The sequence below is a fragment of the Algorimicrobium echini genome (genome assembly GCF_900115185.1).
Classification (GTDB): domain Bacteria; phylum Bacteroidota; class Bacteroidia; order Flavobacteriales; family Flavobacteriaceae; genus Algorimicrobium; species Algorimicrobium echini.
On sequence record NZ_FOVN01000001.1, the window covers coordinates 645,272 to 672,137 of the forward strand.

At 30.8% G+C, this 26,866-nt stretch carries 27 protein-coding genes; 5 read left to right on the forward strand and 22 right to left on the reverse strand.

The features are described from left to right. Window positions 1–18: 18 nt before the first annotated feature. Both BM239_RS02970 and BM239_RS02975 read right to left on the reverse strand, forming a co-directional pair. Complete coding sequence (locus BM239_RS02970; RefSeq protein ID WP_092206147.1) at window positions 19–702, reverse strand: hypothetical protein; 684 nt, start codon at window positions 700–702, stop codon at window positions 19–21. A 3-nt stretch (window positions 703–705) separates the two neighbouring features. After that, window positions 706–1,041 (reverse strand): PadR family transcriptional regulator, encoded by a 336-nt coding sequence (locus BM239_RS02975; RefSeq protein ID WP_092206148.1) that lies wholly within the window; start codon window positions 1,039–1,041, stop codon window positions 706–708. Between the two features lie 109 nt (window positions 1,042–1,150). Here BM239_RS02975 and BM239_RS02980 point away from each other — a divergent pair, with 109 nt between their 5' ends. After that, window positions 1,151–2,209 (forward strand): ferredoxin--NADP reductase, encoded by a 1,059-nt coding sequence (locus tag BM239_RS02980; RefSeq protein ID WP_092206764.1) that lies wholly within the window; start codon window positions 1,151–1,153, stop codon window positions 2,207–2,209. Between the two features lie 152 nt (window positions 2,210–2,361). Here BM239_RS02980 and BM239_RS02985 read toward each other — a convergent pair whose 3' ends face one another. Beyond that, window positions 2,362–3,381: a glycosyltransferase family 9 protein gene (locus tag BM239_RS02985; RefSeq protein WP_245758181.1), complete on the reverse strand. Its 1,020-nt coding sequence runs from the start codon at window positions 3,379–3,381 to the stop codon at window positions 2,362–2,364. A 35-nt stretch (window positions 3,382–3,416) separates the two neighbouring features. After that, a complete protein-coding gene (locus BM239_RS02990) occupies window positions 3,417–4,025 on the reverse strand; it encodes a DUF4254 domain-containing protein (RefSeq protein ID WP_092206150.1) in 609 nt (202 codons plus the stop codon). Window positions 4,026–4,097: 72 nt separating this feature from the next. Here BM239_RS02990 and upp point away from each other — a divergent pair, with 72 nt between their 5' ends. After that, window positions 4,098–4,757, forward strand: a complete 660-nt coding sequence (upp, locus tag BM239_RS02995; protein WP_092206151.1) for a uracil phosphoribosyltransferase — start codon at window positions 4,098–4,100, stop codon at window positions 4,755–4,757. Here upp and BM239_RS03000 read toward each other — a convergent pair. Further along, complete coding sequence (locus BM239_RS03000; RefSeq protein ID WP_092206152.1) at window positions 4,746–5,669, reverse strand: DUF6427 family protein; 924 nt, start codon at window positions 5,667–5,669, stop codon at window positions 4,746–4,748. The genes upp and BM239_RS03000 overlap by 12 nt on opposite strands. A 161-nt stretch (window positions 5,670–5,830) precedes the next feature. Here BM239_RS03000 and BM239_RS03005 point away from each other — a divergent pair, with 161 nt between their 5' ends. Beyond that, on the forward strand, window positions 5,831–6,058 hold the full coding sequence (locus BM239_RS03005) for a DUF6341 family protein (RefSeq protein ID WP_092206153.1): 228 nt from the start codon (window positions 5,831–5,833) through the stop codon (window positions 6,056–6,058). Here BM239_RS03005 and purD read toward each other — a convergent pair. Next, window positions 6,053–7,324: a phosphoribosylamine--glycine ligase gene (purD, locus tag BM239_RS03010; RefSeq protein ID WP_092206154.1), complete on the reverse strand. Its 1,272-nt coding sequence runs from the start codon at window positions 7,322–7,324 to the stop codon at window positions 6,053–6,055. The genes BM239_RS03005 and purD overlap by 6 nt on opposite strands. 82 nt (window positions 7,325–7,406) lie before the next feature. On the opposite strand from purD, the gene BM239_RS03015 reads away from it, so the two are divergent. Next, window positions 7,407–8,726, forward strand: a complete 1,320-nt coding sequence (locus tag BM239_RS03015; RefSeq protein WP_092206765.1) for a phenylacetate--CoA ligase family protein — start codon at window positions 7,407–7,409, stop codon at window positions 8,724–8,726. Then, the gene (locus tag BM239_RS03020; protein WP_092206155.1) at window positions 8,726–9,889 is read left to right on the forward strand and encodes a glycosyltransferase family 4 protein; all 1,164 of its coding nucleotides are present in this window, start codon (window positions 8,726–8,728) and stop codon (window positions 9,887–9,889) included. The genes BM239_RS03015 and BM239_RS03020 overlap by 1 nt, the downstream gene beginning before the upstream one ends. Here BM239_RS03020 and BM239_RS03025 read toward each other — a convergent pair. The 16 genes from BM239_RS03025 to BM239_RS03100 form a co-directional block, all read right to left on the reverse strand. Next, on the reverse strand, window positions 9,886–11,244 hold the full coding sequence (locus BM239_RS03025) for an undecaprenyl-phosphate glucose phosphotransferase (RefSeq protein WP_092206156.1): 1,359 nt from the start codon (window positions 11,242–11,244) through the stop codon (window positions 9,886–9,888). The two genes, BM239_RS03020 and BM239_RS03025, sit on opposite strands and share 4 nt — an antisense overlap. Further along, entirely contained in the window at window positions 11,244–12,230 is a 987-nt protein-coding gene (locus BM239_RS03030; protein WP_092206157.1) for a UDP-glucuronic acid decarboxylase family protein, read from the reverse strand. Before BM239_RS03030 ends, BM239_RS03025 begins: the two co-directional genes overlap by 1 nt. Further along, window positions 12,230–13,540 carry a UDP-glucose dehydrogenase family protein gene (locus tag BM239_RS03035; protein WP_092206158.1) on the reverse strand — a complete coding sequence of 437 codons (1,311 nt, stop codon included), beginning with the start codon at window positions 13,538–13,540 and terminating at the stop codon, window positions 12,230–12,232. The genes BM239_RS03030 and BM239_RS03035 overlap by 1 nt, the downstream gene beginning before the upstream one ends. Before the next feature lie 33 nt (window positions 13,541–13,573). Then, a complete protein-coding gene (locus BM239_RS03040) occupies window positions 13,574–14,323 on the reverse strand; it encodes a WecB/TagA/CpsF family glycosyltransferase (RefSeq protein WP_092206159.1) in 750 nt (249 codons plus the stop codon). Window positions 14,324–14,359: 36 nt separating this feature from the next. After that, a complete protein-coding gene (locus BM239_RS03045) occupies window positions 14,360–15,514 on the reverse strand; it encodes a glycoside hydrolase family protein (protein ID WP_245758182.1) in 1,155 nt (384 codons plus the stop codon). A gap of 10 nt (window positions 15,515–15,524) precedes the next feature. Then, the gene (locus BM239_RS03050; protein ID WP_092206160.1) at window positions 15,525–16,541 is read right to left on the reverse strand and encodes a toxin-antitoxin system YwqK family antitoxin; all 1,017 of its coding nucleotides are present in this window, start codon (window positions 16,539–16,541) and stop codon (window positions 15,525–15,527) included. Window positions 16,542–16,548: 7 nt separating this feature from the next. After that, window positions 16,549–17,811, reverse strand: a complete 1,263-nt coding sequence (locus BM239_RS03055) for a phenylacetate--CoA ligase family protein (protein WP_092206161.1) — start codon at window positions 17,809–17,811, stop codon at window positions 16,549–16,551. Next, window positions 17,808–19,007 (reverse strand): O-antigen ligase family protein, encoded by a 1,200-nt coding sequence (locus BM239_RS03060; RefSeq protein ID WP_092206162.1) that lies wholly within the window; start codon window positions 19,005–19,007, stop codon window positions 17,808–17,810. The genes BM239_RS03055 and BM239_RS03060 overlap by 4 nt, the downstream gene beginning before the upstream one ends. Beyond that, the gene (locus tag BM239_RS03065) at window positions 18,994–19,932 is read right to left on the reverse strand and encodes an SGNH/GDSL hydrolase family protein (protein WP_092206163.1); all 939 of its coding nucleotides are present in this window, start codon (window positions 19,930–19,932) and stop codon (window positions 18,994–18,996) included. The genes BM239_RS03060 and BM239_RS03065 overlap by 14 nt, the downstream gene beginning before the upstream one ends. Continuing rightward, window positions 19,925–20,350, reverse strand: coding sequence for a serine O-acetyltransferase (locus tag BM239_RS03070; RefSeq protein WP_092206164.1), 426 nt, complete (start codon window positions 20,348–20,350; stop codon window positions 19,925–19,927). The genes BM239_RS03065 and BM239_RS03070 overlap by 8 nt, the downstream gene beginning before the upstream one ends. Beyond that, entirely contained in the window at window positions 20,347–21,252 is a 906-nt protein-coding gene (locus BM239_RS03075; RefSeq protein ID WP_177208968.1) for a glycosyltransferase family 4 protein, read from the reverse strand. Before BM239_RS03075 ends, BM239_RS03070 begins: the two co-directional genes overlap by 4 nt. 133 nt (window positions 21,253–21,385) lie before the next feature. Further along, window positions 21,386–22,624, reverse strand: coding sequence for a hypothetical protein (locus tag BM239_RS03080; protein WP_143094878.1), 1,239 nt, complete (start codon window positions 22,622–22,624; stop codon window positions 21,386–21,388). Continuing rightward, window positions 22,621–23,529, reverse strand: a complete 909-nt coding sequence (locus tag BM239_RS03085; protein WP_092206167.1) for a sulfotransferase domain-containing protein — start codon at window positions 23,527–23,529, stop codon at window positions 22,621–22,623. The genes BM239_RS03080 and BM239_RS03085 overlap by 4 nt, the downstream gene beginning before the upstream one ends. Window positions 23,530–23,531: 2 nt before the next feature. Then, window positions 23,532–24,833, reverse strand: a complete 1,302-nt coding sequence (locus tag BM239_RS03090) for a flippase (RefSeq protein ID WP_092206168.1) — start codon at window positions 24,831–24,833, stop codon at window positions 23,532–23,534. Next, a complete protein-coding gene (cysQ, locus tag BM239_RS03095; protein WP_092206169.1) occupies window positions 24,833–25,585 on the reverse strand; it encodes a 3'(2'),5'-bisphosphate nucleotidase CysQ in 753 nt (250 codons plus the stop codon). Before cysQ ends, BM239_RS03090 begins: the two co-directional genes overlap by 1 nt. Before the next feature lie 11 nt (window positions 25,586–25,596). Beyond that, window positions 25,597–26,850, reverse strand: coding sequence for a sulfate adenylyltransferase subunit 1 (locus tag BM239_RS03100; RefSeq protein WP_092206170.1), 1,254 nt, complete (start codon window positions 26,848–26,850; stop codon window positions 25,597–25,599). Between the last annotated feature and the right edge of the window lie 16 nt (window positions 26,851–26,866).

Below are 26,866 nucleotides of genomic sequence, written 5' to 3' on the forward strand. Positions count from 1 at the left end.
GTAAAAAAACATAATTTGTTACATGTAATATTCCGGATAGGTTTCTTGAAGATGAAAAGTAGCGTTTTTTGGCAGAATAATAGCTGATATATAGGTGTAAATTATTATTACCGTAAAAACGCTTGCACAAATTATTGGTATCAAACCACTAAAATTGTCGGTTAAATTAACCAATTGAAACACTTGAGGCCCTAGAACTAATGTTCCTAGACCTGCATTTCTGAAAATCATATCTTCTAAAAGCCATAGTTTTTCCTTTGCCTCTCGTTTTCTTTTTATGTCTCGATTAATACGGATAGTTTTTACAAATAAAAACATACAAAGGATTATATAGGAGGCGATAAATATATAACTCCCAATTTCAGTTGAAAAAACAGTATAAAGTGTTGTAAAAATGGTTATAGTTAAAATTATTTGAGGAAGTCTGAACCAGTCTTTGGCGTAATTCCAGAGCAGTTTCATATATATTTTAGACATGGCTTTTTGGCGTTGTTCCACCACATCCATAAACCCAAAAATTCCAAATTTTTTAAAGGATTTATCTAGTGCGTCTTCAAACGACATTGTTGGATTTTTGTCCATAATTACTTCAATATCATTTGCCATGTGGTCTACTAATTCTGTTTGCAAATCGTAATATTCAACATAATGCTGTCTAGTAAACGCGTATAAATTTTCAATATGAGAATCAGTTAATGCCATAAATTAATAACTCAATTTCGGATTAATTAATGTTTGAAGCGTGGCAATATACTGTTCCAATTCACTTAATTTATTAACGGTTTCGGTGGTTCCTTTTTCTGTAAGTTTATAATATTTACGCAACCTGTTATCTACTTTTGCCACCTCAACATCTAGCAAACCTTCGGCCTCCAACTTATGGAGGGATGGATACAAGGCACCTTCGGTAATCTGCAATTCGCCTTTGGTGAGTGCTTTTACTTTTTGCGTAATTTCATAACCATACATTTTATCATGCTCGCTTAAAAGCTTTAAAATGATGGTGGTTAAACTGCCTTTGTATAAATTGGAATTCGCCATACTATTCAAATATATACATAAATTTCTTATGTATGTAAATATTTAAATAAATTTCTACAATTATATGCTTAAAAACAAAGGCTTCCCTATTTTTGTAAAAAATCAATATATGTCACACTTCCATACACTTTCCGTTCAAGAACTTCATAGAGAAACAGACAAATCGGTTACCATTAGTTTTCAGGTTCCAGCCGACTTAAAGTCGGTTTACGAATTTCAAGCTGGTCAATACATTACATTGAAAACCAATTTAAACGGTCAGGAAGTCCGTCGTGATTACTCCTTATGTTCCTCACCTAAAAGTGGTGAGCTTAAAGTAGCCGTGAAAGAAGTTAAAGACGGAACGTTTTCGGCCTATGCAAATAATGATTTAAAAGTTGGCGACCAATTAGAAGTGGCACCACCAAAAGGTCGTTTTGTTTTTGAACCAAACGATAAGAAAACAAAAAACATTGCCTTATTTGCTGCAGGTAGCGGTATTACGCCTGTTTTAAGTATTATAAAATGTGCTTTGGAAGAAGAAGTACACAGTCAAGTTATTTTGGTTTATGGGAATAAAACCACAAAAGACACCATGTTTTTAAATGAACTGTTAGAATTACAACATGCCCATAAAGACCGTTTTACCATACAGTTTGTGTTTAGCCAAGCCGATGAAACCGATGCTATTTTTGGTCGTATTGAAAAAAGCACAGTCAATTATGTGATGAAAAACAAGCATAAACACATTGAGGTAGATGCCTTTTATTTATGTGGACCCGAGGCTATGATTTATGCCGTTAAAGATGTTTTAACCGAACACGATATTCCAAAAGAACGTATTCATTTTGAATTATTTAAAGCTGCAAAACCTACTGAAGATACTACATCAAATGTTATTCCTGACGGAAAAACGCAAATTACAGTTGTGGTTGATGATGAAGAAACGACTTTTGAAATGAGCCAAAAACAAACCGTTTTAGAAGCCGCTTTAGATGAAGATTTAGATGCACCATATTCCTGCCAAGGTGGCATTTGTAGTAGTTGTTTAGCTCGAATAACTGAAGGTGAAGCAACCATGCGCCAGAATAATATTTTAACGGATAGTGAAGTTGCTGAAGGCTTAATTTTAACCTGTCAAGCACATCCTACCACGCCGACTTTGAAGGTGGATTATGATGATATTTAAAAAAGACCTCTTTACCTTTGGACAGCTCTCTCAAAAGAGAGAAAATAAATAGGTTTATAAATAAATTGAATATCGAATTTCTCTGTGAAACTCCGAGAGTTTTTGTGTAACTCTGTGAAATAATTTAGTTTTTATTTAAAAACAATTACAAACTAACCTAAAACAGTCCTAATCTTCTCAACAACCCTTTCAACCGGAACAGTCCCAGCAGCATCTTTATAATCTTCTGGATATTTGTTACCATAAATAGATGTTGGGATTTTCGGGTACTGATTTCTGTCCGCTACCAAGGCATAATCAGCCGGTTGATTAAAAGGTGCAAACCCAGCAAATGGATGCGTAACTCCCCAAATAGTCACCACTTTTACACCAAACATAGCTGCTAAATGCGCATTTCCAGAATCCATAGAAAGCATGACGTTTAAATTAGAAATAACATCCAACTCCTCATTAAACGCTAATTTCCCAGCCATATTAATAATACCATCTGCTTCAGATTCGAAGTAATTTAAAATCTGAACTTCTTTTTTTCCGCCTCCAAATAATAAAACCTGATAGTTTTTAGACAATTCTTTAATAACCTGCTCCATGAGTTCCAATGGATATTTTTTACCATCATGAGCCGCAAAAGGAGCAATACCAATGCGTTTCTTATTTGAATCTCCCATTAATTTGGAAATATTAGGGTTTAAAGCTGCTGGAATTGGGTAGTTGGGATTGCTTAAATCTACAGGAAAACCGAGTGTTTCAAACACATCTGCATAGCGTTGATGTGTGGTTTTTAATTGTTCGAAGATTTTGCCTTTGGTAAGTTGCTTTTTGGCCTTTCGGTCTTTATCAATGGTTGCTACTTTTCGGGTACCAATTAAAGGTTTTAATACTTTGGTTCGTAACACCTTGTGCAAATCGGCAATGGCATCGCAGTTTTCTTTTTTTAATTCTCGAGACAATTTATACAAACCCACGAGGCCTTTATGTTTGCCTTTTACATCTGCTGGAAAAACGGTTACGTTTTTTAAATCGCGAAACAATGGTTTAAAGAAAGCACGTGTTAAAACGGTTATTTTAACACTGGGATACTGTTGTGTAAACGCACGAAGCACAGGAACCGTCATAGCAACATCGCCCATTGCGGAGAGTCGGATAACAAGTATGTGTTTTGGTTTGGACATCAAAGACGAAAGAGACTCCTGCTTTAGCAGGAAGTTTATTTTTGAGAACGCAACACCGGATTTAGTTCGTCGTCATTATACATCTTCATTTGCTTGTATACTTTCATGTACTTATCGCCTTTTTCAATGTCTGCGAGTAATGTATCTATAGCTGTAGACAGGTCTACCCGTTGCTCCAGTAACACATTTAATTTAGTTTGGCAAGCAGCCAAATGTGCATCTGTAGCATCGGTACGTGTAGCTTCTTCATGCATGTGGTACACTTTTAGTGCTAAAATAGATAATCTATCAATGCCCCAAGCTGGACTTTCCGTATTAATTGTAGCATTGGCTTTAGGAGTTACGTGCTTATATTTTTCAAGAAAATAGCTGTCAATATATTCAACCATATCGGTTCTATCTTGATTAGATGCATCAATTTGACGTTTCAATTTCAAGGCGGCCACGGGATCAATTTGAGGGTCACGAATAATATCTTCATAATGCCATTGGACAGTATCTATCCAACATTTTCTATATAACAAATGTTCTAAAGTTTCTGAATCTTTATCATAAGGATTGCTAAAAGGTTGGTCTACCGTGTTAATAACATGATAGGTTTTTATAACGTCCTGAAATATTTTATTGGCTTTTTCTGAAAACATAATGTAAAAATTTTGAAACACAAATATAAACCTATTTATTAACTTTACAGTTCAAAATAAAACCAAAACAGAATGCATATTCACAATATTTCGCTTGAAAATTCCATTTTAAATGCCTTTATATCTGAAATGCGCGATATAAACATTCAAATAGATCCCATGCGTTTTAGGCGTAATATTGAACGCACCGGTGAAATTTTAGGATATGAATTAAGCAAATCTTTAAATTATAAATCAGTAGATATCCAAACCCCTTTGGGTACTGCTACAGAATTTTTAACTTCAGATGACATTGTATTATGTTCCATTTTGCGTGCAGGCGTTCCGCTTCATAACGGTTTATTAAATTACTTTGACAAAGCTGAAAACGCCTTTATTTCTGCTTACAGACATCATAAAAATAAACCTGAAAGTTTTGAAATTATTGTGGAATATTTGGCCTGCCCTAGTTTAGAAGGTAAAACCCTTATTTTGGCTGACCCTATGTTAGCAACGGGTCAATCTATGGTTGCAACCTTTGAAGCTTTAAAGCCATTTGGAAAACCTAAAGCGGTGCATTTAGTAAGTGTTATTGGTGCTCAAGAAGGTTTGGATTATGTCTCTAAACATTTTAACTCCAATGCGCATTTATGGATTGCAACTGTTGATGAACAACTAACAGACAAAGGCTATATTATGCCTGGATTAGGAGACGCAGGCGATTTAGCATTTGGCCAAAAATTACAAAATTAAATTTGCCAAAAGTGCCAAAATTAAAATCCAAATTAAAACTTCACGAAACCATTTTTCGGAAATTAATTCAATATAATTACTCACAATAATAGCTAAAGGTGCTATTAAGAAAATAAATTCTGCTCCAGATTTTTCGGGTGCTATTATAATAATTACTAATGCTATTATTGCTGCAAACAAAATAAGCATATAGGACGGTCTGTAACTTTTTGATTTGTTTTTAATATTCTGTAAATAATAAAATAAGGACCAAATAAAATAGGAAAAATAAATAGTTGCCGCAATGATTATTTGACGGTTATTCAACATACTAAAATTAAAATTTTTACCGCTTTCAAATCTGTCCACATAATCCCAAAAATTTATATTAAATACAATCAATATGGCATAGGTAATTACAGCAACTAAAAGCACACCTATAAGCGGGATAATCCAATTTTTAACATCATTTATGCCGTATAAAAAAAGCGCTACAAAAAGGACTATAAAAAATAGCGAGCTCCAAAAAAAGAGCAGTGTCGCTAAAGAAATCCAAATAGAAGCGTCTAGTATTTTCTTCTTTTGTTGCTTTTTAGTCCGCAGACTCACAATGCGTCTTAGTGCTAATAGGATGAATAAATTAGCAATTACTAATTTGGTATTCAAAAATGTTTGAAACATCAATACCATAAACAGCCCATAAAATAGCAGATTGTAACTGTTTTTTTTAGTTAAACTATTTTTACTCGTAAAAAAATTAAAAATAAAAAGCGATACGATACAAACACCAAATAAAGCCAATTGCTTCAATACAAACCCCATACTTATTTGAGGATGCAACCTAAATTTAGCATATAAAAAACCTAGAAACAGCACCAAACTCATTATAACAAAATGAATAGGTGTTGCTTTTTTAAAGAATTTTGAAATCATAGGTTTTAGAAATAAATGGCTTCAATGAATAAATAGTTCAGGTAAATTACTAATATTCTCTACGAATTATTGATATTTAATTTGAAAAAAATGTAATTTTGTATCAGTTTATATTGATTACGTTATTTCACGCGCTTGTAAGAGCCTTAAAATTTTATATTATGACCGATTTTTTTTACGCCATTGAGGACTTATTTGTAAACGTTTTGTTTGCACCATTTGATGCTTTAAGAGAATTAGAGCTGGAAAATTGGACAGCCGCAAATATACTTAATTGGCTTTTTATAGTTGTTGGTTTTGTAGCATTTACTTATTGGATGTTACAACTTAAAAAATATAACGATAATAATGAGGAAAATAAAAGTATTACCTCTCATAGTTATCTATAAATCGAAACCAATATCTTTTCTATAATACATCGTATCAAAATGTAGTTTGTCTATGTTTTGATACGATTTTTTTAGCGCCTCGCTATAGGTATTTCCATAGCTAGTAATGGCCATTACACGACCTCCAGAAGTAATTATTTTTCCTTCCTTTACAATGGCACCTGCATGAAAAGGCAAAACATCTACTAACTTATTTAAGCCTGTAATTTCTTTCCCTTTTTCATAAGACTCTGGATAACCACCAGACACAAGCATAACGGTTGTTGCTGCGCGTTCGTCAATTTCTATATTAATAGTATCTAATGTTTGGTTGGAAATGGCTTGAAAAACTTCTACCAAATCATTCTTTAAACGCGGTAAAACAACTTCCGTTTCAGGGTCTCCCATACGGACATTATATTCAATAACTTTAGGTTCATTACCAACCTTAATTAATCCAATAAAAACAAATCCTTTATAAGGTAAATTATCTTTTTGAAGCCCACTAATAGTTGGTTTTACAACGAGTTCTTCTATTTTATTTAAAAATTCAGGAGTTGCAAATGGCACTGGCGATACAGCTCCCATTCCTCCCGTGTTTAAACCTGTATCTCCTTCGCCAATACGCTTATAATCTTTTGCCGTTGGCAGAATTTTGTAATTTTTCCCATCGGTTAAAACAAAACAACTTAATTCAATACCATCTAAAAATTCTTCAATAACCACTTTAGTACTGGCTTCACCAAATTTGGCATCTACCAACATGCTTTTTAGTTCCGCTTTGGCTTGGTTTAAATCATTTAAAATTAACACACCTTTACCAGCTGCTAAACCATCTGCTTTTAAAACATAAGGTGGTTTTAAAGTTTCTAAAAACTGACAACCTGCCTCTACGTTACTTGCATTAAAACTCTGGTAGGCTGCTGTAGGAATGTTATGACGTATCATAAACTCTTTAGCAAACTCCTTACTCCCTTCTAATTCAGCTGCTGCTTTTTCTGGACCAATGACTAAAACACTTTTTAAATCATTGTCCTTTAAAAAGAAGTCATGAATGCCTTGAACCAACGGATCCTCTGGGCCAACAACTACCATATCTATCTTTTTATCTAGAACCAGCTTTTTTATGGCTTGAAAATCGGTAACACCAATAGCTACGTTTTCAGCTATAGCAGCTGTTCCTGAATTTCCAGGTGCTACATAAAGAGCCTCACATAACGGACTTTGTTTTATTTTCCAAGCAAATGTATGTTCTCTACCACCTGACCCTAATATTAAAATATTCATATTGTTGTTGTTTGCTGCAAAAATAATTGGTTTTACGCTTAAAAAACAATTATTTTACAAAAACATCTTAAGCCAATTTCTTTTGAATTTATTTGACCTGTCATTACAAATTAATGGTTTTCCTATAAAGAAAGCTGAACAGATTTTGAAAGGCATCCAAGCGCAATCAGAGCAAGCGTTTGAAACTTATGTAGAGAAGAAAAAACGTGAGATTATTGATTATCATATTCAGCACAATACTTTTTATAATACGTTTACACATGGTGTAAACGTATTAGACTGGAATTCTATTCCAATAATGACCAAACGAGATTTACAAAAACCACTAGAATCAAGACTTTCAGACGCTTATAACCTAAAAAATGTGTATATCAATAAAACATCTGGCTCTTCTGGTGATCCATTTATTTTTGCTAAAGATTTTGTTTGCCATGCACTAACTTGGGCTGTAATAAAAAATAGATTTGGCTGGTATGACTTGGATTTTAACTGCTCTAAACAAGCCCGTTTTTATGGTATTCCCTTAGATAAGAAAGGCTATTACAAAGAACGTTTTAAAGACTTTTTAAGTAGTAGGTTTCGCTTTTCAGTTTTTGATTTAAGCGATGCTGCCTTTGAAGGCTACATTCAAAAATTTAAATCCTCATCTTTTGATTACCTAAATGGCTATACTAGTTCCATTGTGCAATTTGCCAAGTTTTTAGAGCGTAAAAATATGGTTTTAAAAAGCCTGTGTCCAACCTTAAAAGCCTGTGTCGTGACATCTGAAATGCTTTTTGATTCAGATAAATTACTCTTGGAAAAACAATTCGGAATTCCTGTAATTAATGAATATGGTGCATCTGAATTGGATTTAATAGCGTTTCAAAATCTAGAAAACGACTGGCAAATTAATAGTGAAACATTGTTTGTAGAGATTCTAGATGATACGAATCAAGTATTGCCTTTAGGTGAAGAGGGCCGAATTGTTATTACTTCCCTTTACAACCAAGCCCATCCATTTATACGTTATGATATTGGTGATATTGGCATACTTTCAGAAAAAAGCACCACAAAAAAACCCATTCTTAAAAAGCTAATTGGTAGAACGAACGATTTGGCCGTTTTACCAAGTGGTAAAAAAGCGGCTGGTTTAACTTTTTATTACATCACGAAACGCATTATTGAAGATGATGGTTTGGTAAAGGAGTTCGTTATTCAACAAACACACCTTGATACATTTAAAATTATTTATGTTAGCTCCAAAGGCTTATCGGAAGAAAAAATGCAACAAATCTGTGATGAAATGACACGCTATTTAGAACCTAATTTAACCGTTTTGTTTGAGCGCCAAGATGCACTAGAACGTTCAAAAAGCGGTAAACTGAATCAGTTTTCTTCTCAGATAAAGCAACCTTCATAATGAAAGATATTCTCATTATAACTAGTTATTTTCCACCTGAAACTGGAGCTGCTTCCAACCGGATTTTTCATTTAGCAACAGGTTTAGAAAAACAAAACTTTAAAGTATCTGTTCTGACACCTTTGCCCAATTATCCAAAAGGTAGGATTTTTGAGGCTTATCGAGGAACGTTCAAACAAACTTCTATAGAGAATACTATTACTATTCATAGATTATGGTTGTATGCCAGTAATTCTAAAAACAAATTACTGCGCTTATTCGCTATGATCTCGTATAGTATAAGCCTGGTTTGGTTTTTTATTTGGAACAAAATCCCGAATACGGTTATTGTACAATCGCCTCCATTACTAGTGGCTTTTACCTGTATGTTATGTTTACAGCGCAAAAAGAGAAAACTTATTTTAAATGTCAGTGATTTGTGGCCAATTGCAGGTTTAGAGTTAGGTGCTTTTAAAAAAGACTTTAGTTATAAATTGCTTGAAAATATTGAACGTTATAATTACAAAAAAGCGGATTTAGTATTAGGCCAGAGCAATGAGATTTTAACACATGTAAAATCATTATTTCCTGAAAAAGAAACATTTTTATATAGAAATTACCCTGATTTTGAACTTCCAAAATTAGAAGAACAGTTTGATTCAGGTGAAAAAATTACTATGGTTTATGCTGGATTATTAGGAATAGCGCAAGGTATATATAGACTTTGTAAATCTTTGGATTACACTAATGTGGTATTCCATATTTATGGCGCAGGTGCAGAACAAGAAAAAATTGTTCAGTTTATTTCTAAAAATCCAGATTTGCCAATTATTTATCATGGCGAAGTTTCCCGAGACACATTGCATGAAGTGCTTTTAAACTACGATATAACTATAATTCCGTTACTCAATAGGATTTATGGCTCTGTGCCCTCAAAAATATTTGAATATGCCAGATTAGGGCTTCCTATGCTTTATTTTGGTGGTGGTGAGGGTGAAGATATTATTCGAAATCATCAATTGGGTTGGATTTCTAAATCAGGAAATTACAGTCGCTTAAACGCTACCATTAACAATTTAAGTAAAGATGAATTAGGTTTAAAAAAACGTCTGGCGATTCAGCAAGTAGCAAAAAAATATTTTGACTTTAATTGCCAATTATTAAAACTAACAACAAGACTCTAGTAGGCTTTTTCTTCGCCTCGAACAGCATTTAAGAACGTTTTTATAATAATCTTTAGGTCTAAAAGTAACGACCAGTTTTCGATATAAAAAATATCATATTTTACACGACCAATAATATCTTTATCGGTTTCAACTTCACCACGAAAACCACTTATTTGAGCTAAACCTGTAATACCAGGTTTAACAAAATGACGTACCATAAATTTGTCAATACGTTTAGCATACATATTGGTGTGACTTACCATATGTGGTCTTGGACCCACAACAGACATATCACCAAAGAGTACATTGAAAAATTGTGGTAGTTCGTCAATGCTTGTTTTTCTTATAAACTTCCCGGTTTTTGTTACACGTTGATCTCCACGAGTTGCTTGATGAAGGTTTGCGTCTTTATTAGGTGTCATAGACCGAAATTTATAGCAGTCAAACTCCTTATAATTAAAACCATTCCTTGATTGTTTAAAAAACACAGGACCTTTGGATTCTAATTTTATTAAAATAGCAATAATGGGTGTGAGCCAAGATAAAATGAAGACAATAATACAAGCTGAAAACAGAATATCAAAAAGGCGCTTAATAAATTGGTTTGCAGATTCTTCTAGTGGAATATTTCGTAATGATAAAATAGGAATATAATCGTAATACTCATATTTTAATTTTTTTGAATAAATATCTTTATTATCAGGTAAAAACTTAAGGATGATTAGGTTATTATCTGCAAAATCTATGACTTTCATCATTTGCGAATTAGACAATTCGGATATTGAGCAATAAACCTCTTCAATGGATTCCTTTTTCAAAAAGTACAAACACGCATCAAGATCAAAGGTGTCTTTATTTTTTAAACTGAATGTTTTTTTGTGCTTGTATCCATATTCTGGGTTGGAATTGAAAAAATTCTCTAATGCTATAGTTTGTTTGTTCTTTCCTATAATTGCAGTAGTTCTATAATTCCCCCCAAAAGAGGAGCGGTATTTCTGTAATAAATAATAAAACGCAAATTTAAATATGGTAATTAAAATAAAAGCGAATCCAACATATTTAAATATACTTTTTGGCCGAATGTCTAAATTGTGATAGAACCCGGAATATGCCAAAACAAACAATCCGAAAAGTACCATTTGTCTGAAAATTAATGACAAAATGGTTATTTCACGAGTGTATCTGTAAACTTCATAAAATTTTGAATTAATAGATATAAATAACCAAGCAATGGTTGTAACACTGACAAAAATTATAGGATGTTGAAAATTGAAAAAATATAAAATAGCTAAACCATTTATGATGCCTAAATCTATTAAATAAGAAATAGGCCTAATATAAATAGAGTATCTACCATGTTGTATTTGGCTCATTAATTCTTAATATGCTTTGAGAAATCTTTGTGTTCGCTTTTGTTTAATTCTTCGGCAGATAATTGTTTAAAATAGTTGAAGGTTTTTTCCATACCTTCTGCTCTCTCTACTTTTGGCGTCCAATTTAAGAGTTTTTTGGCTAGTGTAATATCTGGTTGTCTTTGCAGTGGATCATCTGTAGGAAGTTCCTTGTAAATAATTTTCTGATTGGTTCCTGTTAGTTTTATAATTTCTTCGGCAAAATCTTTTATAGTAATTTCATGAGGGTTACCGATATTTACTGGATATGAATAATTGCTAAAAAGCAAATTATAAATACCTTCTACTTGATCGTCCACATAACAAAACGAACGTGTTTGTGAGCCGTTACCAAAAACGGTTAAGTCTTCACCACGCAATGCTTGTCCCATAAAAGCTGGAATTACACGACCGTCATTTAAGCGCATTCGTGGTCCATAGGTATTAAATATACGGACTATGCGCGTTTCAAGACCATGAAACCGGTGGTAAGCCATGGTTATGGATTCTTGAAAGCGTTTGGCCTCATCATAAACGCCACGTGGTCCAATGGTATTAACATTTCCATAATAATCTTCGGTTTGTGGATGCACTAATGGATCGCCATAAACCTCCGATGTAGAAGCAATTAATATTCTAGCCTTTTTTGCTTTAGCAAGACCTAATAAATTGTGGGTTCCTAAAGAGCCTACTTTTAAGGTTTGAATGGGTATTTTTAAATAATCAATAGGACTTGCTGGCGAGGCAAAATGCAATATGTAGTCTAACTCACCTTCAATTTTAATAAATTCGGTGACATCATGCTCGATAAATTCAAAATTAGGATTATCCATCAAGTGCTTGATGTTTTTAGAATCGCCTGTGATATAGTTATCCATACCAATAACGTGAAACCCTTCCTTTATAAACCGGTCGCTTAAATGTGATCCTAGAAATCCAGCTGCTCCTGTAATTAATACCTTTTTCATTAATCTATTGTCTTTCTTCCTATTGAGCTATAATAAAAGCCTTCGTTTTTAATATCTTGAACGTCATACAAATTTCTACCATCAAAAATAACTGGTGCACTCATTTCCGCTTTTAGTTTATTAAAATCTGGTGTTCTAAAGATACTCCATTCTGTACAGATAATCAAGGCGTCGGCATCTTGAATTGCTGAATACATATCGGGAGCAAAGGTTATTTGATTTCCAAACTTCCGTCCCACATTATCCATAGCTTCTGGGTCGAAGGCTGTAATTGAAGCGCCTCTTTCAAGTAAATCTTGAATTATATACAAAGCTGGAGCTTCGCGAATATCATCGGTTTCTGGTTTAAATGCCAAGCCCCAAATAGCTATTTTTTTATCTTTTAAATCGCCTTTAAAATAAGCATCAATACGAGGTAATAGGATACGTTTCTGGGTGTCGTTAACTTTAATAACGGCATTCAAAATATCAAAATTATAATTGTTATCCTTTCCAGATTTATGTAATGCTTTTACATCTTTAGGGAAGCAGGAGCCACCATAACCTATTCCTGGAAATAAGAAACGTTTGCCTATTCTAGAATCGGTACCCATACCAATACGGACTTTATCAACATCAGCACCAATCTTTTCACAGAAATTAGCAATTTCGTTCATAAAGGTAATTTTGGTGGCTAAAAATGAGTTGGCTGCATATTTAGTAAGTTCAGCCGATTTTTCATCCATAACAATTATTGGATTTCCAGAGCGAACAAAGGGTTTATAGAGTTTTTCCATTAGCTTGGTTGCTTTATCCGAACTAGAGCCAATAACAATGCGTTCTGGTTTTAAAAAGTCTTCTACAGCAAAACCTTCCCGTAAAAATTCTGGATTAGAAACCACATCAAAATCTACAGTCGTTTCATTGGCAATAGCTTCGGTAACACGATCGGCTGTTCCAACAGGAACGGTACTTTTATCGACAATTACTTTATAGCTTTTTAATAATTTTCCAATGTTTTTGGCGGCTCCTAATACGTATGATAAATCAGCCGAACCGTCTTCATCTTCTGGTGTTGGGAGTGCTAGGAAAATAATATCACCATGGTTTAAACCTTCTTCTAAAGACGTTGAAAACTTTAAGCGATTGGCTTTTATATTTCTATCGAAAAGCGTGTCCAATAATGGTTCATAAATTGGCACAACACCATCTTGCATTTTTTTAACTTTATTTTCATCAATGTCAATACACAAGACATTGTTACCTGTTTCGGCCAGACATGTTCCGGTAACTAAACCTACGTAGCCTGTTCCTATTACTGATATGTTCATTTGGTGTTTTTTATTATTTTCAAATTTACAAAACTAGTTTGTATTGTTTTTTTTAAATTTCTCACGTATTACTAAACCTATAAATTTACTATTTCCAACTAGGTATCGTTTCCACATACGTTGAGGTTCTTGAGAAAATCTATAGGCCCATTCTAACCCTGAATTTTGCATCCATATTGGAGCGCGTTTTACTTTTCCTGAAACAACATCAAAACTTCCACCAACGCCCATAATGAAGTTTACTTTTTGTAAAACATCTTTGTTATCGTATAAAAAATTCTCTTTAGTTGGTGAACTTATGGCAACAAAAAGCATTTGAGCTCCACTTTGGGCTATTTCTTTTGCTATTTCCTTTTCTTCATCTTTTTTAAAATATCCATTCCGATAGCCTGCAATTATGTTTGAAGAATATTGGCTACTGTATTGTTTTACAACACTTTTAACAACATCTTCTTGAGCTCCAAAGAAAAACACTTTATAATTTTTTCTATGAGCTAGCTCTATAAGGTTTACCATAAGGTCTATTCCAGCTACCCGTTCTTTTAAAGGTTTACCTAATATTTTTGAAGCCCACACGACGGCTTGACCATCAGCATTAATTAAATCACTTTCATTGACACTCTGTCGGAGTTGCAAATCAGACTGTAAAGCCACAATTTTTCCTGCATTAACGACGACATGATGTAGCTGCTTTCCACTACTTATTGTTTTTTCAACAATAGTCAAGGTTTCTTGCATAGATAAATTATCAATGTACGTGTTTAGTATGTTAATTTTATCCATTTAATTTAACTAAAAATTCTAATAACGCTAAGCTAATTATTTTTCCTGCAAAAAGTAATAACTAAATGCATAAAACATCCAAGATTGCGCCCAACGAATATAAGGAGTTTTTGATGTTAAATAGGGCTTTTTTTGATAATAAAAATATCCCTCTTTTGATTGCATATTACTAATAGTCCAATTTAACACCTTGTGAGCTAATGCTTTTTCTTTATGAAAATTACCACACTTTACTAAAGTAACTATTAATTGAGCTGGTGCATGTATATCAATAGGATAAGTACTGTTATTATAATATTTAGAAATACCTTCTTTGGTAAAAAATGTATTTAAGTAATAATTCATGCCTTTATCAAAATGTGAGTCAAAAGTTTTATCCCCTGAAACTTCTCGATAAATATGTATACACTCTAGATTGTATCCTGTATGAAAATTATCTATCCATTGGTGAAAAGGTAAAGTCCCATAGCTCCAAGATCCATCGATATTTTGACGCTTACAAACATATGAAACTACTTTATTAGCTGCTTCTAATAGTTCTTTCTTTTGAGTATGTTTATAAATTAGTGATAATAATTTAGCACCTAATAAGCCAGCATTATATACTTGTGTTTCATCTAAAGGTGAATAAGAAAATGTAAAGTCACCATCTTCATCATAAGACTTATTTAAATCTTTCAATATGAATCTGGCTGTACTTATAGCAGTTTCTAAATATAGTTTGTTTTCTGTTATTTTATAGGCCTCTAACAGAGCTTCTCCTATAAATGTGGTTGCCACTACAGTTGGTGTATATTTAGGTTGAAAAAAAGCACGTGCTTGCCAATCAAAATTATAGCCCCAACAAGCTCCAGAATAACCTGCAGTTTGTAAATCTATGATTTGTTGGGCTAATTTATTTATAACCTCTAAATGACACTCTAATTTTTCATTTTTATATAGATTACAATAACCAATTAAAAATAAACCTAAACCTTTAGGGTTATAATCTTTTTTAATTCCAAAAAGAGGTCTTAAATTAAATGGGTTTAGTTTAAAAGCCTGAATCCATGCCAATCTAAAAAAACGTGATCTACCTATAGGTGTCTTTTGAATAACCCAACTGTTTAATCCATCATATGGATCCCAACCCTTGAATTCTTCATTCTCACAATAGGATTTAAGTCTGTTAAAGCTTTCTTGTTCTTTCAATATTATTTTTTTAAAAAAAATCCATTTCAATGTCACTCAATTGACTCTGAATGGCTTCTTCTGTTCCTTTTTTTATTTCAATTAACTTGCCTAATTCAAATTTAGCAGAAATTATAATAGTCCCGTTTTCATTCCATACTGTAAAATCACCATTACGATAGTCATCTAAATAACTCCCTTTCATTTTCATAAGCTTTTGGTTTTTTTGAAATAAAATCATCTCACCGTTCAGCTTACCATTTTGAAATTTAACTTTATGTTTAAGATTTGCATTGTCAAACCAAGCCACTTGTAATCCGTCAAGTTTACCATGCTTAAAATTTTCACGTGACTTCATGGAATTTGTATTTTTATAATACGTTATCTGCTCGCCTTGTTTCTGTCCGTTCTCATAAGTAACTTTCGATTTAATTTTTCCATTATCAAACCATTCAATTACATCACCTACTATAATGCCTTCAGAATAATCTATTCTTTTGGATAAAATACCATTTGGATAAAAGTTTTCTTGAATACCGTTCGGTTGATTGTTTTTGTACTTTAATGTTTTTCTTTTAGTATTATCGTTGTAATATCCTTTCAAAAAAATTGTGTCGTTATTCTTAAAATTTATTTCCTGAAACCCTATTTCGTCAAAATTGACATAAAAACCGTTATAAATTTTATTTTTTAAAAATCCATTCCGTAAACTATCATTTATTTTAAACTTTAGTGTAATATCTTCTACCGAATTTATCAAGTATGTTATATTAGGTATTTCAACACGAATTAAGTCTTCTTTTAAAAACACAAGCTTATTTGTTTTGTCTTTTATAATAATAGTGTCTTTAGATTTTGTATTGAAATTAAGTTTTTTTGTTTGAGAAAATTCTTCTAAACTATTTAGAATATTTGAATAAACTTGATGTTGCTTTTCTAATTTACTGTATTTTGTTATTGAATCATCTATCAATTTACTTGATAATTGATCTGATTTACAAGAAACCAATAGCGTTAAAACTAATGCTGATTTAATAAAGAATTTCATACTATGATTATATTTTTGATATTACTAAACTAAATTTTCCAGATTTACTGTAGATTAAATCATCTTTAGAAATGGAATTAATATTTAATTGGGTATCCAAACCCAATTTTTGCTTTAAATTATTTAATAACTCCTGCTCGTCTTTATCTGTATAGGAATTATCTTTTACAATATTAACCTCTATTGAATAGTTGTTTTTTTGAACAATTTGAGCCATTTTTATATTTTTAACACCCTTAAAAACAACATCTAACCTACCTATTCTGGATCCATCTTTTAAAATAATTATATCTTCTTGTCTACCTCCTATAGAATCAATTATTATTGATTTTTTTTGAATACTATATTTATTTTGGGTTTCAATATCATCATTTACTTCATAATTAATTAAAGGAAAATAAGTATTAATTAGAGAAGTTGTCAATACATTTTTATCGTTGTAATTATTTATACTATATAATATTGGCTCATAGTATTTTGAGTTGTCTTTATAAAGTGCAATTGTACGTTCTGCATTTCCATACCAATCATAGATAGTAGTTCCGAATACACATCCAATTTTAGTTTCTTGATAAGGCAATAATTTTTCTGAACTCGTAAATGATAATGGAACATCTAAACTGATGTTATTATCTTCAAACAAAAGCGCTAAAGAAAACAATGAACTTGGATACCCAATAAAAGCTTTTGGTTTAAATTGTGTTATTTTGGAATACAACGTTTTAAAATTACGCTTGTTTAGTGCATAACTTGAAATGTATAATGTATTAAAACATTTGTCGTGATAAAACATAGTTTCACGGTTAAGGTCTCCACGAATTGATATTTTTTTATCTTTAGGTAATAAACCATTTTGCATTCTGTACCACCAAACATATGCATTCTCTTTAATAATTGCGTTAAAATCTCGATAAATAACTAATGGGCTTCCTGTTGTTCCGCTTGTATGACCTTTTAGAACTAAAATTTTTCTTCCTTGTTTTATATCATTGATATTGGTCTTTACTAAATCCTTATTCAATATTGGTAACCTAACAATATCATTTAAATTTTGTATTTGATTTAAATTGACACCATGTTTGTCATAAAATTTTTTATAAAAAGTATTATGTTTTACCTGTTGAATTAATGACTGGAACGCATTATTTCTTTGCAATTCAATGGAGTTTGAATCAGAATCATAATATTCCTGGATTCTATATAACTCTCTATTAAACAGAAAGTTGTGTTTTGCATAGTAATCTATTGTTGATTTAATAGTTGAAATCATTTTGAAGTGGTGTTGTTAGCACTTAAACTTAATGATAGAAAAAACATAAAACTAATAATACCTTTTTGCCTTTCTAATATTGATTCGGTAAGCATAAATACCATAAAAACAATTACTTGTGTTAGAAAAAACATATTATGGTTTTTTAAACTTTGTCTTAAACATTGATATAAAATTAATAATAATGAAAATAAACCTAATAATCCAAAACTCAACAAAATTTCTAAATATTGATTATGGGCATTATATTGATATTGGTAACCAGAGACAAACCCCAAATTTCTATACTCTTCAAAGAGGTTTTCATGGGCGTCACCAGTTCCGTTTCCAAATAATGGATTTGATTTTTTTATGGCATTTACAACAGCTTCCCAATGTATAAGCCTAGTATCTATGCTTGGCAATTCGGTACCAAACTCATCTGCTTGTATATTTCTGTTCTGAAAATTCGGAGAGGTAAAAAATAAAACTGTTAGTAACAGTGTAACTATAAGTATAGAAACTTTACTAACTACATCTATTTTTTTAAAGTTTGATAGAATATAAACTATGAAAATGGTTACTAATGCTATAATGCTAATCCTTGCGCTAACAATGTATAGCATGCCTAAAAGAAAAATAACACAAACCACATTTTGCCACTTTTTTAAAGTTTTAAAAAGTGTAAAATCATAAAAGAAATAAAGTATTGCAAGTACTAGAAATAATGCAAAGTAGGTAGTATGTATATCTAAAATTTTTGAGAATTCGGTGTAGTAAAAGTAATTTCCTAAATTATTTATTCTAAAAAATAAGGCCTTAATTAAACCAAAAACAGAGGCGATAATTACGGAAAAACTAAAAATTTTAAAAAGTTTTTGTTTAAGGGCATTATCCAGTTTTACTGAAAAAAAAACTAACGGAATAATTAGAAAAGGTAAATTAGCGAGTAGTACTTCGGATGCTTTACCAAAATTATCTGTATAAAACAAACCGAGTAAGCTAAGCCAGAATATTGAAGACATAGTAATAAAAGGAAGTAACATGGCCTTTAAATTCTTTGTTTTTTCAGAAAAATTATTGAACAACAACCATGAAACTACAAGTAAAATAATACTTTGAGAGTTTAAACTGTATTTAGGAAATGGTAATGTGACTACTACCATAGACAACGACCAATAAAAAAACATATGTTTAAAAGATTTACTTTCCTTCATATTTTTTTAGTTGATTTGTTAAAATTTCAATAAACAATTGATGCCCATATTTATTCAAATGAATACCGTCTGGCAGTAAAATTCGTGATGATTCTTCAGTCAGTTCAGATAAATTAATAACCTCAACATTTGGATTAGATTCATAATTAATATAGATATTTTTTACAGCTTGATAAATACCTTTTTTATTTGGGTTTTTATATTTTGGCGGAATAACAAGTAGAAGTCTTTTATTTTTATTGTTAAGCCTGTTTATAATATTCGTAATGTTTTTTTTAAAAAGCTCTATATTTTTTTCATGTGCACCTAAATAAATAATATATATATCAGCATTTGGTATTCTATCAAATGTCTCTAATAAATTACTCGTATTGTTTAATGTAGTTGCGCAATATGGGTATGCATATAAATCTTTTTCATTACCTACAAACGTAATGTTTTTTAAATTTGAATATAATTTTTGTCTTGTAAATTTACCTGTCTTATAGGTTAATTGCGAATCGCCAATCATACAAACATTGATATCGCCATTTTGAATTAAAGGTAAGTCAATCTCTTCAAGAGTTACATTGTTACTTATTGTTTTAGGCAAGGTGTTTATCCAGTATCCACCACTAAAAATAAGATTGTCATCTTTAACTTTAATTGTCTTACACCTAAAGTAATATTTATTATTTATAGAAAATGTATTTTGAAAATCTAGTCTGTCCACATCTATTTGAGTATTATTTTTAACTGATAAATAATTAATACCCAAAGAGTCTATTTGTATGTTTTTAAACGTATTAATTATAGTGATATTAGACCAATTGAAATTTAACTGCGGAAAGTAGCGTTTACTTTTTAAATAAAAGTCTAATGTTAGATAGGCAATTAAAAGTATAAATGTGAAAATAAAAACTTTTCTATGAGGAAAATCAGTCATTATATTTAATAATTTTAGCAGGTATTCCTGCCACAACGGCATTACTTGGAATGTCCTTTAATACTACAGCATTTGCTCCAATAATTACATTGTCACCAATTTTAATGGGTCCTAAAACTTTTGCTCCAGTAGCTATGTACACGTTGTTACCTATTACAGGAACCTCATAATGTGGGTGTTTACCACCTATAGTAATATTGGTTCCAATAGAGCAGTTTTCCCCTATAACAGTACGCTTGTGTATAACTACACCTATTCCACCATATCCAAATTTAGAACCTTTTCCTATTTTACATTGAAAAGGGATATTAGAGTTATAAATTAAAAAACATAACAGTTTTAAAATATTTGGAATTATAGGAATCTTCCAACAATAAAGCTTATGAGCGATACTATAAAATATATATGCGTTAATCATAAATCCATATATATATTAGAAATTTTTTGCATGAAAATATCTGGAAAATAATTTTTGGAAATCTCATACGATTTTTTTCCATGGTCAATAATTTTATCACTGTTTTTAATATAATAATCTATAGCCTCTAATATAGCTTTCTTATTTTTTATTTGAATTAAAATACCATTTTGATTATTTTGAACAAATTCAGGAATACTACCTACTGGTGTAGCAATTACAGGCATACTATAACTCATACCTTCTAAAATGGACATAGGCATAGCTTCTGTATAAGAAGGTAATATTATAATGTCTGACTCTTTATAAGCATTAACTTTACTGGAACCTTTTAGCCAACCTCTAAATAAAATAATATTTTCCAAACCATTAGTTTTAATCAAGTCTTTAAGTTTAATATCATCTCCAGATCCTCCAACAATTATTTGTATTTTACCCAATAAATAGTCTTTATTTTCTTTTACTGAATCAACCAAATCAAAAATTCCTTTAGCTGGAGTTATTTTACCCAAAAAAAGGAGTTTTATCGTTGTATTCTCTTTTTGAGCTTCGTATTCCCTAAAATCAATTATATTATTTATTAGATATGTATTATTTAAAGAAAGTTCTTCTATAAATTGACTTCTTTGTTCTTTTACTAAAAAAATTATACCATCTAATTTAGAAAAAACAAATGAAACATAAGCCCCAATCCATTTGCGTTTTTTAAAAAACGCATAAAAATGACCACCATGTATTTGGAAAACACATTTTTTAGAAAAAATAAATTTTGCAATTATAAAAAGTATAGATTTTCTATAAAAGCTACCGTTAGAGGCACTGTGAAAATGAATAATTTCTATTTTCTTATTTACTAATAAAAATATTGAAAACTTTAAAATAACTAATGGAAATAATAACAAGTTAATTAATTTGTTATTATACTTAATTGAAGAAAAACCATTAAATTTATCACCAAAAGCCCGTCTATAACTTAATAAAACCTCGTTTATACCTCCTTGTAAATTTTCACCTAAAGGCCCAACATGCAATACTTTATAAAACATTCTCTTTAGAATAATAGATAATTGGATAAACAAATAATAAAGTAACAGAAAGCATCGCTAAATTATTTAATGAATACGAAAACAAACTATCAAAAAATAGCATACCATAAATGAGTAGCAAAGCTTTTAACTTTTTGATGTGTATTTTTCTATGAAGTAATAAAGGGCCCAATAAGAGTAATAAGTAGGACAGGGCACCAAGTATTCCCATTTCTACAAATAAGTGAGGGTAAAAAGTATCAGTAGTAACGAGACTCTCTAAACCATACCAATTAAAATCAACCTTTTCATAAAATGGCGAATCATATTTAGTAGATGCAGGCCCTCCAAAAGAACCTATTCCCTCACCAAAGAAATTGAAAGATTTAAACTCGTCGAACATTACTCTATAGGATTCTGATCTTGCTGAATTTCTTTCTGTTACATATAGCTCTAATCTAACACTTACCGAATCCAATATAGATTTCCTCAAGGTAGAACCAGCTGTAATAAAAAGAATAATCAAAACAAAGGGTACTATTAAAAGGTATTTTAATTTCTTTCTATATTCTACTAATAGGGTTACAATAAAAAATCCAATAGTTTTAAAAGATGTACTTAAAAATACCCCTACGAACAGTATGTATAGAAAAAGTGTTCGTCTTTTTCCAAAATAATAAAGTTTAGTATACCAATAGGCCATGAAATTTAAAATTCCAAAAGCACCAAAAAATCCAACAAGCCCTGTTGCCCTTAGGATACCATTTGTAGTTGCTGGCCAATAGAAAAATTTACCAATTTTTTCAGCGTAAAACTCTTGATAAAACCATTGTTTTTCAACGTTTAAAACATAAAAATCATAATAATTTGACAATTGATATACAATATTTATTATAGCAAAAGCTATTATAAAATTTATGAATAAATCTAACTTATCTTTATTATAATACCCATACAGTAAAATTGCTATTGGGAAAAAATAACGAATTCCTTCTTCAATTGCTGCCTTGATATTAAAAGAAATTATAAAGGCATAGATAAAAAAAACAAAAAATACTAAAAACAGAAAAATTAATTTAGTTGGAAATTTAACTTTTAGCCAAATAGGAAATAAAAGAATAAAGCATGATACAACTTTTAATATTGGAGATATTGATGGGTGTGTAAACGCAACTATCTCACCAATAAAGATTAATATTATTGGTAAAAGAATTATAAAATTATTAACATATGTTCTTTTTAACATCATTTTTTCCATTGTGTTAAATCTACATGTAATAATTTTTCTAACTGTTCTATATCCTCTTTAAATTTATCTTGTAAATAAGCTCTCTCAATAGGGTATGTGTTTTCAACTCTAGCTTTATCTTTTGTGTTATACTCGTTAATAAAAATTTTAACTTTTAATCTTTTCTCTAATGGAAATATTGGATCGATTAGATATTTAACTATTTTCTGTTTTATTGGGCTTCTACTGTAAAATAACTTATGTATTGTTTTATTTTTTATTTCTCCTGTTTTATTCATTGTCTTAAATTTAGGAGTAAAGGAGTTATCTACTTCTAAAAAACTATAAACATCTAAAATTAATTGTTTTGGATTGGTATTAATATCTTCATAAAACACAACTTTAATTTGTTCTAAAGGAAAATATTTAAGTATTATTTGTAGTTGTTTATAATATAGTCCGTGATTAAAATAAGTTAAATCAGCAACAGTAGAATAATCATTTTCTTCCATTCTACTTTCTTCTGCTTTTAAGGCATCAAGAAAGGTTTTAATGGGCTCTTTTTGAGATTTCACTTGGTACTCATATGCTGATATTGCTCTATCGGTAGGATTTCTTAAAGACATTATTAGTTTAATATCCTTATTGAAGTTGTATATTCTTTTAATAGATTTTTCAAAAAACATGTAGTTTACGAAGCCATGAATTACTATTTTTTCTTGATTATACTCTTTTTTATAAATATGACTTAAAGATTCTAAACCTTGATTAAAGAATTCATCATACGCAAAAAAAGCATAATCCTTTAAAGTTGCAGGGCCACATACATCTGGATGTTGTGCAATCCAGTTATATAACGAAGTTGTAGCTGCTTTTTGAGCTCCAATTAAAATTGTATTTGGCGTTATAAGTTTTGCGTTTTCCATTATTAATTAATTGTAAAGTACGAAGTTATATTTAGCTTTCTCTTTAAATAAACAGCACCCATAATGTTCCAAGAAGATATGCTAATTACTGTAGCTGTAGCTGCTCCTATAGCGCCATAAATAGGCGTTAATATAAAGTTTAGTACAAGGTTTAAAAATAAAGCGATTAAAACAATGTTTTGATATTTTTTTTGATTTCCAGTCATTTGTAAAATAACTCCTACCGAACCAGATAATGCGTTTAAGAGTTGTCCAAAACAAAATATCAGTAAAACAACGCTTCCAGATAAAAATTCTTCTCCAAAAATACCCAATAAAAACCTATGAAATACAATAATTGTTAATACAGTAAATACAGTTAACACCAAATTTATCTTTGCTGAAAAATTTATTATTTTCTTAAAATTAACCTCATCATTTATGGCATAACTTTCTGCTAATTTTGGAGCTAAAATTGAGTTTATAGCTTGTAATGAAAATACAGTTAAAGCGGCTATTTTTAAAGCAACGTTATAAACTCCTATAACGTCATCTGACTCATAGATACCGAGCATAAAAGTATCTAGCCAACCCAATAAAACAAGAATTGTTGACGAAAGCATCATTGGAAAAGACTCTTTTAGAAATATCCATGAGCTTTCAGAAGTTTTAAACGTTATCTTATCCAAATTCCTAGTAGCAACAATAAGACTTAATATTGCTAGAAAAAACACACCATAAAAATGGGATTTAATTGAAATAATAGGATCTGAAAAATAAAAAGATAAACAAACAATAGCTAAAAGAGAAAATAAAAAACGACCTGGATTGTTTAAAAAAGCAAACCAACTATTTTGTCTTTTAGCTCGAAGCATACCGCCACAAATTAGAGTAATTACCCAAAATGGTATGGTTAGAGCAATCCATTTAATATAAGGTTCTAATTGAGGCTTATTAAAAAGAAATTCCGCAAAGAAATTCCTACTTAAATATAAAGTAAAAGCTAAAACACAAGATAGTAATGTTGATTTTACAAGGACTCGATAAAAAATACCTTGATTATTTTCTAAATTCACTTTATCAGAAAAAAAACGAACCAAATTAGTATCTATACCAAAACAACCAAAAATACTGATAAATAAGAACAGAGAAAAGCTTAAGGAGACTAAACCATTAACAGAAGCTCCATAATGTCTAGCAATAAAATATGTAAAAAAGTAACCTGCTAAAACGCCTCCTAATCTAAATATTAAAAAAGAAAATCCTTTATTAAGGATTTCTTTTATATCTGTATCATTTATTATATTTTTTAGCTTTTTAAGCATTATTTTACGACAAAATAAGGGTTTAATAAATTTTCTTTATTGTACTTCAAAGGTGTTTTATTGTGTGGGTTAACAACATCAATATCTATAGCACTCATAATGGCATGTGCGGCAGCCGTATCCCATTCCATTGTTGGAGCAAACCTTGGATACACATCAGCTTCACCTTCTGCAACTAACATGAACTTAAGAGAACTACCCATTGATAGAATTTCTACTTCTTTAAAATTGCTAATGTAGTTTTTAGTATCTTCATTTAAATGAGATCTAGAAGCCACCACTCTTGTTTTGAAAGAGCTACTTAACTGTTTTTTTAGAACAACAGTTTTGTTTTTAAAGATTAAATGTGCTCCTAGATTGGGACCACCAAAATAAAGTTTATTTAAAACAGGAGCGTAAACAACACCAAAAACAGAAATTCCATTTTGTATTAGAGCAATATTAACAGTGAATTCTCCGTTTCGTTTTATAAATTCTTTAGTCCCATCTAAAGGGTCTACCATCCAAAATAAGTTCCACTCTTTTCTAACCTCAAAAGGTATCGTAGCGCCTTCTTCGGATAAAATTGGATATGGTGTTTGTTTTAAATAAGATTCAATAACCATATTTGCTTCTTTATCAGCTCTTGTTAATGGGCTATCATCTCCTTTAAAATCAACATTAAAATCATCAGAATGATATACTTTTAAAATAGCCTCTCCTGCCTCTCTTGCAGCCTTTATGGTTAACTCTATTTGTTCTTTAGTTATCATATAATATTTGGTTAAACTATCATTCCGGCTGCAACAGTTTCATTTGTAGCTTCATCTATAAGAATTATACTTCCGGTAGTTCGATTTTCTCTATATGAATCAACCATTAATGGTTTAGTAGTTCGTATTCTTACTTTAGCAATATCATTCATGTTGAGCTCTGAATTGTTTGAGATACGATCTAAAGTATTTATATCATACTTGTAAACAACTTCTTTTATCATGGCTGTTTGTTCATTAGATGTATGCTTTACAGTATATTTAGTTCGTGGTTTTGCAGAAGTATTGTTTAACCAACATAACATAACCTCTATATCTTGAGATGGTTCTGGTTTGTTATTAGATCTTACAATCATATCTCCACGACTAATATCTATATCATCTTCTAAAGTTACAGACACAGACATAGGCGCATAAGCCTCATCTAATTCAGTATTATGAAGATTAATACTTTTTATTTTTGAAGTAAAACCAGATGGTAATACAGTAATATCATCTCCTTTTCTTAAAATACCACTGGCTACACGTCCAGCATAACCTCTGTAGTCCAAAAAACCTTCTCGCTGTGGCCTTAATACAGTTTGAATAGGTAAACGTGCGTCTATTTTATTTATATCGCTGCTAATATGCATGGTTTCCAACGTATGTAGCATAGGAGCACCTTGATACCAAGGCATGTTTTCTGATTTATTAACCACATTATCACCTAGTAAAGCTGACATCGGTATAAAGCGTACATCTGTAACCAATAATTTAGAAGCTATTTCTTCAAATTCTGTTACAATTTTATTATAAATCTTTTCTGAAAAATCAACCAAGTCCATTTTATTAATACAGACAATAATATGTGGTATATTCAATAGTGATGCAATAAAAGCATGCCTTTTTGTTTGTTCTATTACACCATGTCGTGCATCAATTAATATCGTTGCAACATTTGCTGTAGAAGCACCTGTAACCATATTTCTAGTATACTGAATATGTCCTGGTGTATCAGCAATTATAAATTTGCGTTTAGGAGTTGTAAAATATCTATAAGCAACATCTATAGTGATGCCTTGTTCGCGTTCGTCTCTTAAACCATCTGTAAACAAAGCCAAATCAACACCTTCATGTCCTTTTTTTCTACTTGTATTTTCTATAGCTACTAACTGATCTTCAAAAATAGATTTAGAATCGTATAATAAACGTCCAATTAAAGTGCTTTTTCCATCATCCACACTTCCTGCTGTTGTAAAACGTAATAATTGATTGTTATCTAACATGCTTTTTATTTAAAAT

Excerpts from the sequence above, each read along its gene's own strand:
- BM239_RS02970 (WP_092206147.1), bottom strand. The coding sequence starts at position 702 with ATGGCATTAACTGATTCTCATATTGAAAATTTATACGCGTTTACTAGA.
- BM239_RS02975 (WP_092206148.1), bottom strand. The coding sequence starts at position 1,041 with ATGGCGAATTCCAATTTATACAAAGGCAGTTTAACCACCATCATTTTA.
- BM239_RS02980 (WP_092206764.1), top strand. The coding sequence starts at position 1,151 with ATGTCACACTTCCATACACTTTCCGTTCAAGAACTTCATAGAGAAACA.
- BM239_RS02985 (WP_245758181.1), bottom strand. The coding sequence starts at position 3,381 with ATGTCCAAACCAAAACACATACTTGTTATCCGACTCTCCGCAATGGGC.
- BM239_RS02990 (WP_092206150.1), bottom strand. The coding sequence starts at position 4,025 with ATGTTTTCAGAAAAAGCCAATAAAATATTTCAGGACGTTATAAAAACC.
- upp (WP_092206151.1), top strand. The coding sequence starts at position 4,098 with ATGCATATTCACAATATTTCGCTTGAAAATTCCATTTTAAATGCCTTT.
- BM239_RS03000 (WP_092206152.1), bottom strand. The coding sequence starts at position 5,669 with ATGATTTCAAAATTCTTTAAAAAAGCAACACCTATTCATTTTGTTATA.
- BM239_RS03005 (WP_092206153.1), top strand. The coding sequence starts at position 5,831 with ATGACCGATTTTTTTTACGCCATTGAGGACTTATTTGTAAACGTTTTG.
- purD (WP_092206154.1), bottom strand. The coding sequence starts at position 7,324 with ATGAATATTTTAATATTAGGGTCAGGTGGTAGAGAACATACATTTGCT.
- BM239_RS03020 (WP_092206155.1), top strand. The coding sequence starts at position 8,726 with ATGAAAGATATTCTCATTATAACTAGTTATTTTCCACCTGAAACTGGA.
- BM239_RS03025 (WP_092206156.1), bottom strand. The coding sequence starts at position 11,244 with ATGAGCCAAATACAACATGGTAGATACTCTATTTATATTAGGCCTATT.
- BM239_RS03030 (WP_092206157.1), bottom strand. The coding sequence starts at position 12,230 with ATGAAAAAGGTATTAATTACAGGAGCAGCTGGATTTCTAGGATCACAT.
- BM239_RS03035 (WP_092206158.1), bottom strand. The coding sequence starts at position 13,540 with ATGAACATATCAGTAATAGGAACAGGCTACGTAGGTTTAGTTACCGGA.
- BM239_RS03040 (WP_092206159.1), bottom strand. The coding sequence starts at position 14,323 with ATGGATAAAATTAACATACTAAACACGTACATTGATAATTTATCTATG.
- BM239_RS03050 (WP_092206160.1), bottom strand. The coding sequence starts at position 16,541 with ATGAAATTCTTTATTAAATCAGCATTAGTTTTAACGCTATTGGTTTCT.
- BM239_RS03055 (WP_092206161.1), bottom strand. The coding sequence starts at position 17,811 with ATGATTTCAACTATTAAATCAACAATAGATTACTATGCAAAACACAAC.
- BM239_RS03060 (WP_092206162.1), bottom strand. The coding sequence starts at position 19,007 with ATGAAGGAAAGTAAATCTTTTAAACATATGTTTTTTTATTGGTCGTTG.
- BM239_RS03065 (WP_092206163.1), bottom strand. The coding sequence starts at position 19,932 with ATGACTGATTTTCCTCATAGAAAAGTTTTTATTTTCACATTTATACTT.
- BM239_RS03070 (WP_092206164.1), bottom strand. The coding sequence starts at position 20,350 with ATGATTAACGCATATATATTTTATAGTATCGCTCATAAGCTTTATTGT.
- BM239_RS03080 (WP_143094878.1), bottom strand. The coding sequence starts at position 22,624 with ATGATGTTAAAAAGAACATATGTTAATAATTTTATAATTCTTTTACCA.
- BM239_RS03085 (WP_092206167.1), bottom strand. The coding sequence starts at position 23,529 with ATGGAAAACGCAAAACTTATAACGCCAAATACAATTTTAATTGGAGCT.
- BM239_RS03090 (WP_092206168.1), bottom strand. The coding sequence starts at position 24,833 with ATGCTTAAAAAGCTAAAAAATATAATAAATGATACAGATATAAAAGAA.
- cysQ (WP_092206169.1), bottom strand. The coding sequence starts at position 25,585 with ATGATAACTAAAGAACAAATAGAGTTAACCATAAAGGCTGCAAGAGAG.
- BM239_RS03100 (WP_092206170.1), bottom strand. The coding sequence starts at position 26,850 with ATGTTAGATAACAATCAATTATTACGTTTTACAACAGCAGGAAGTGTG.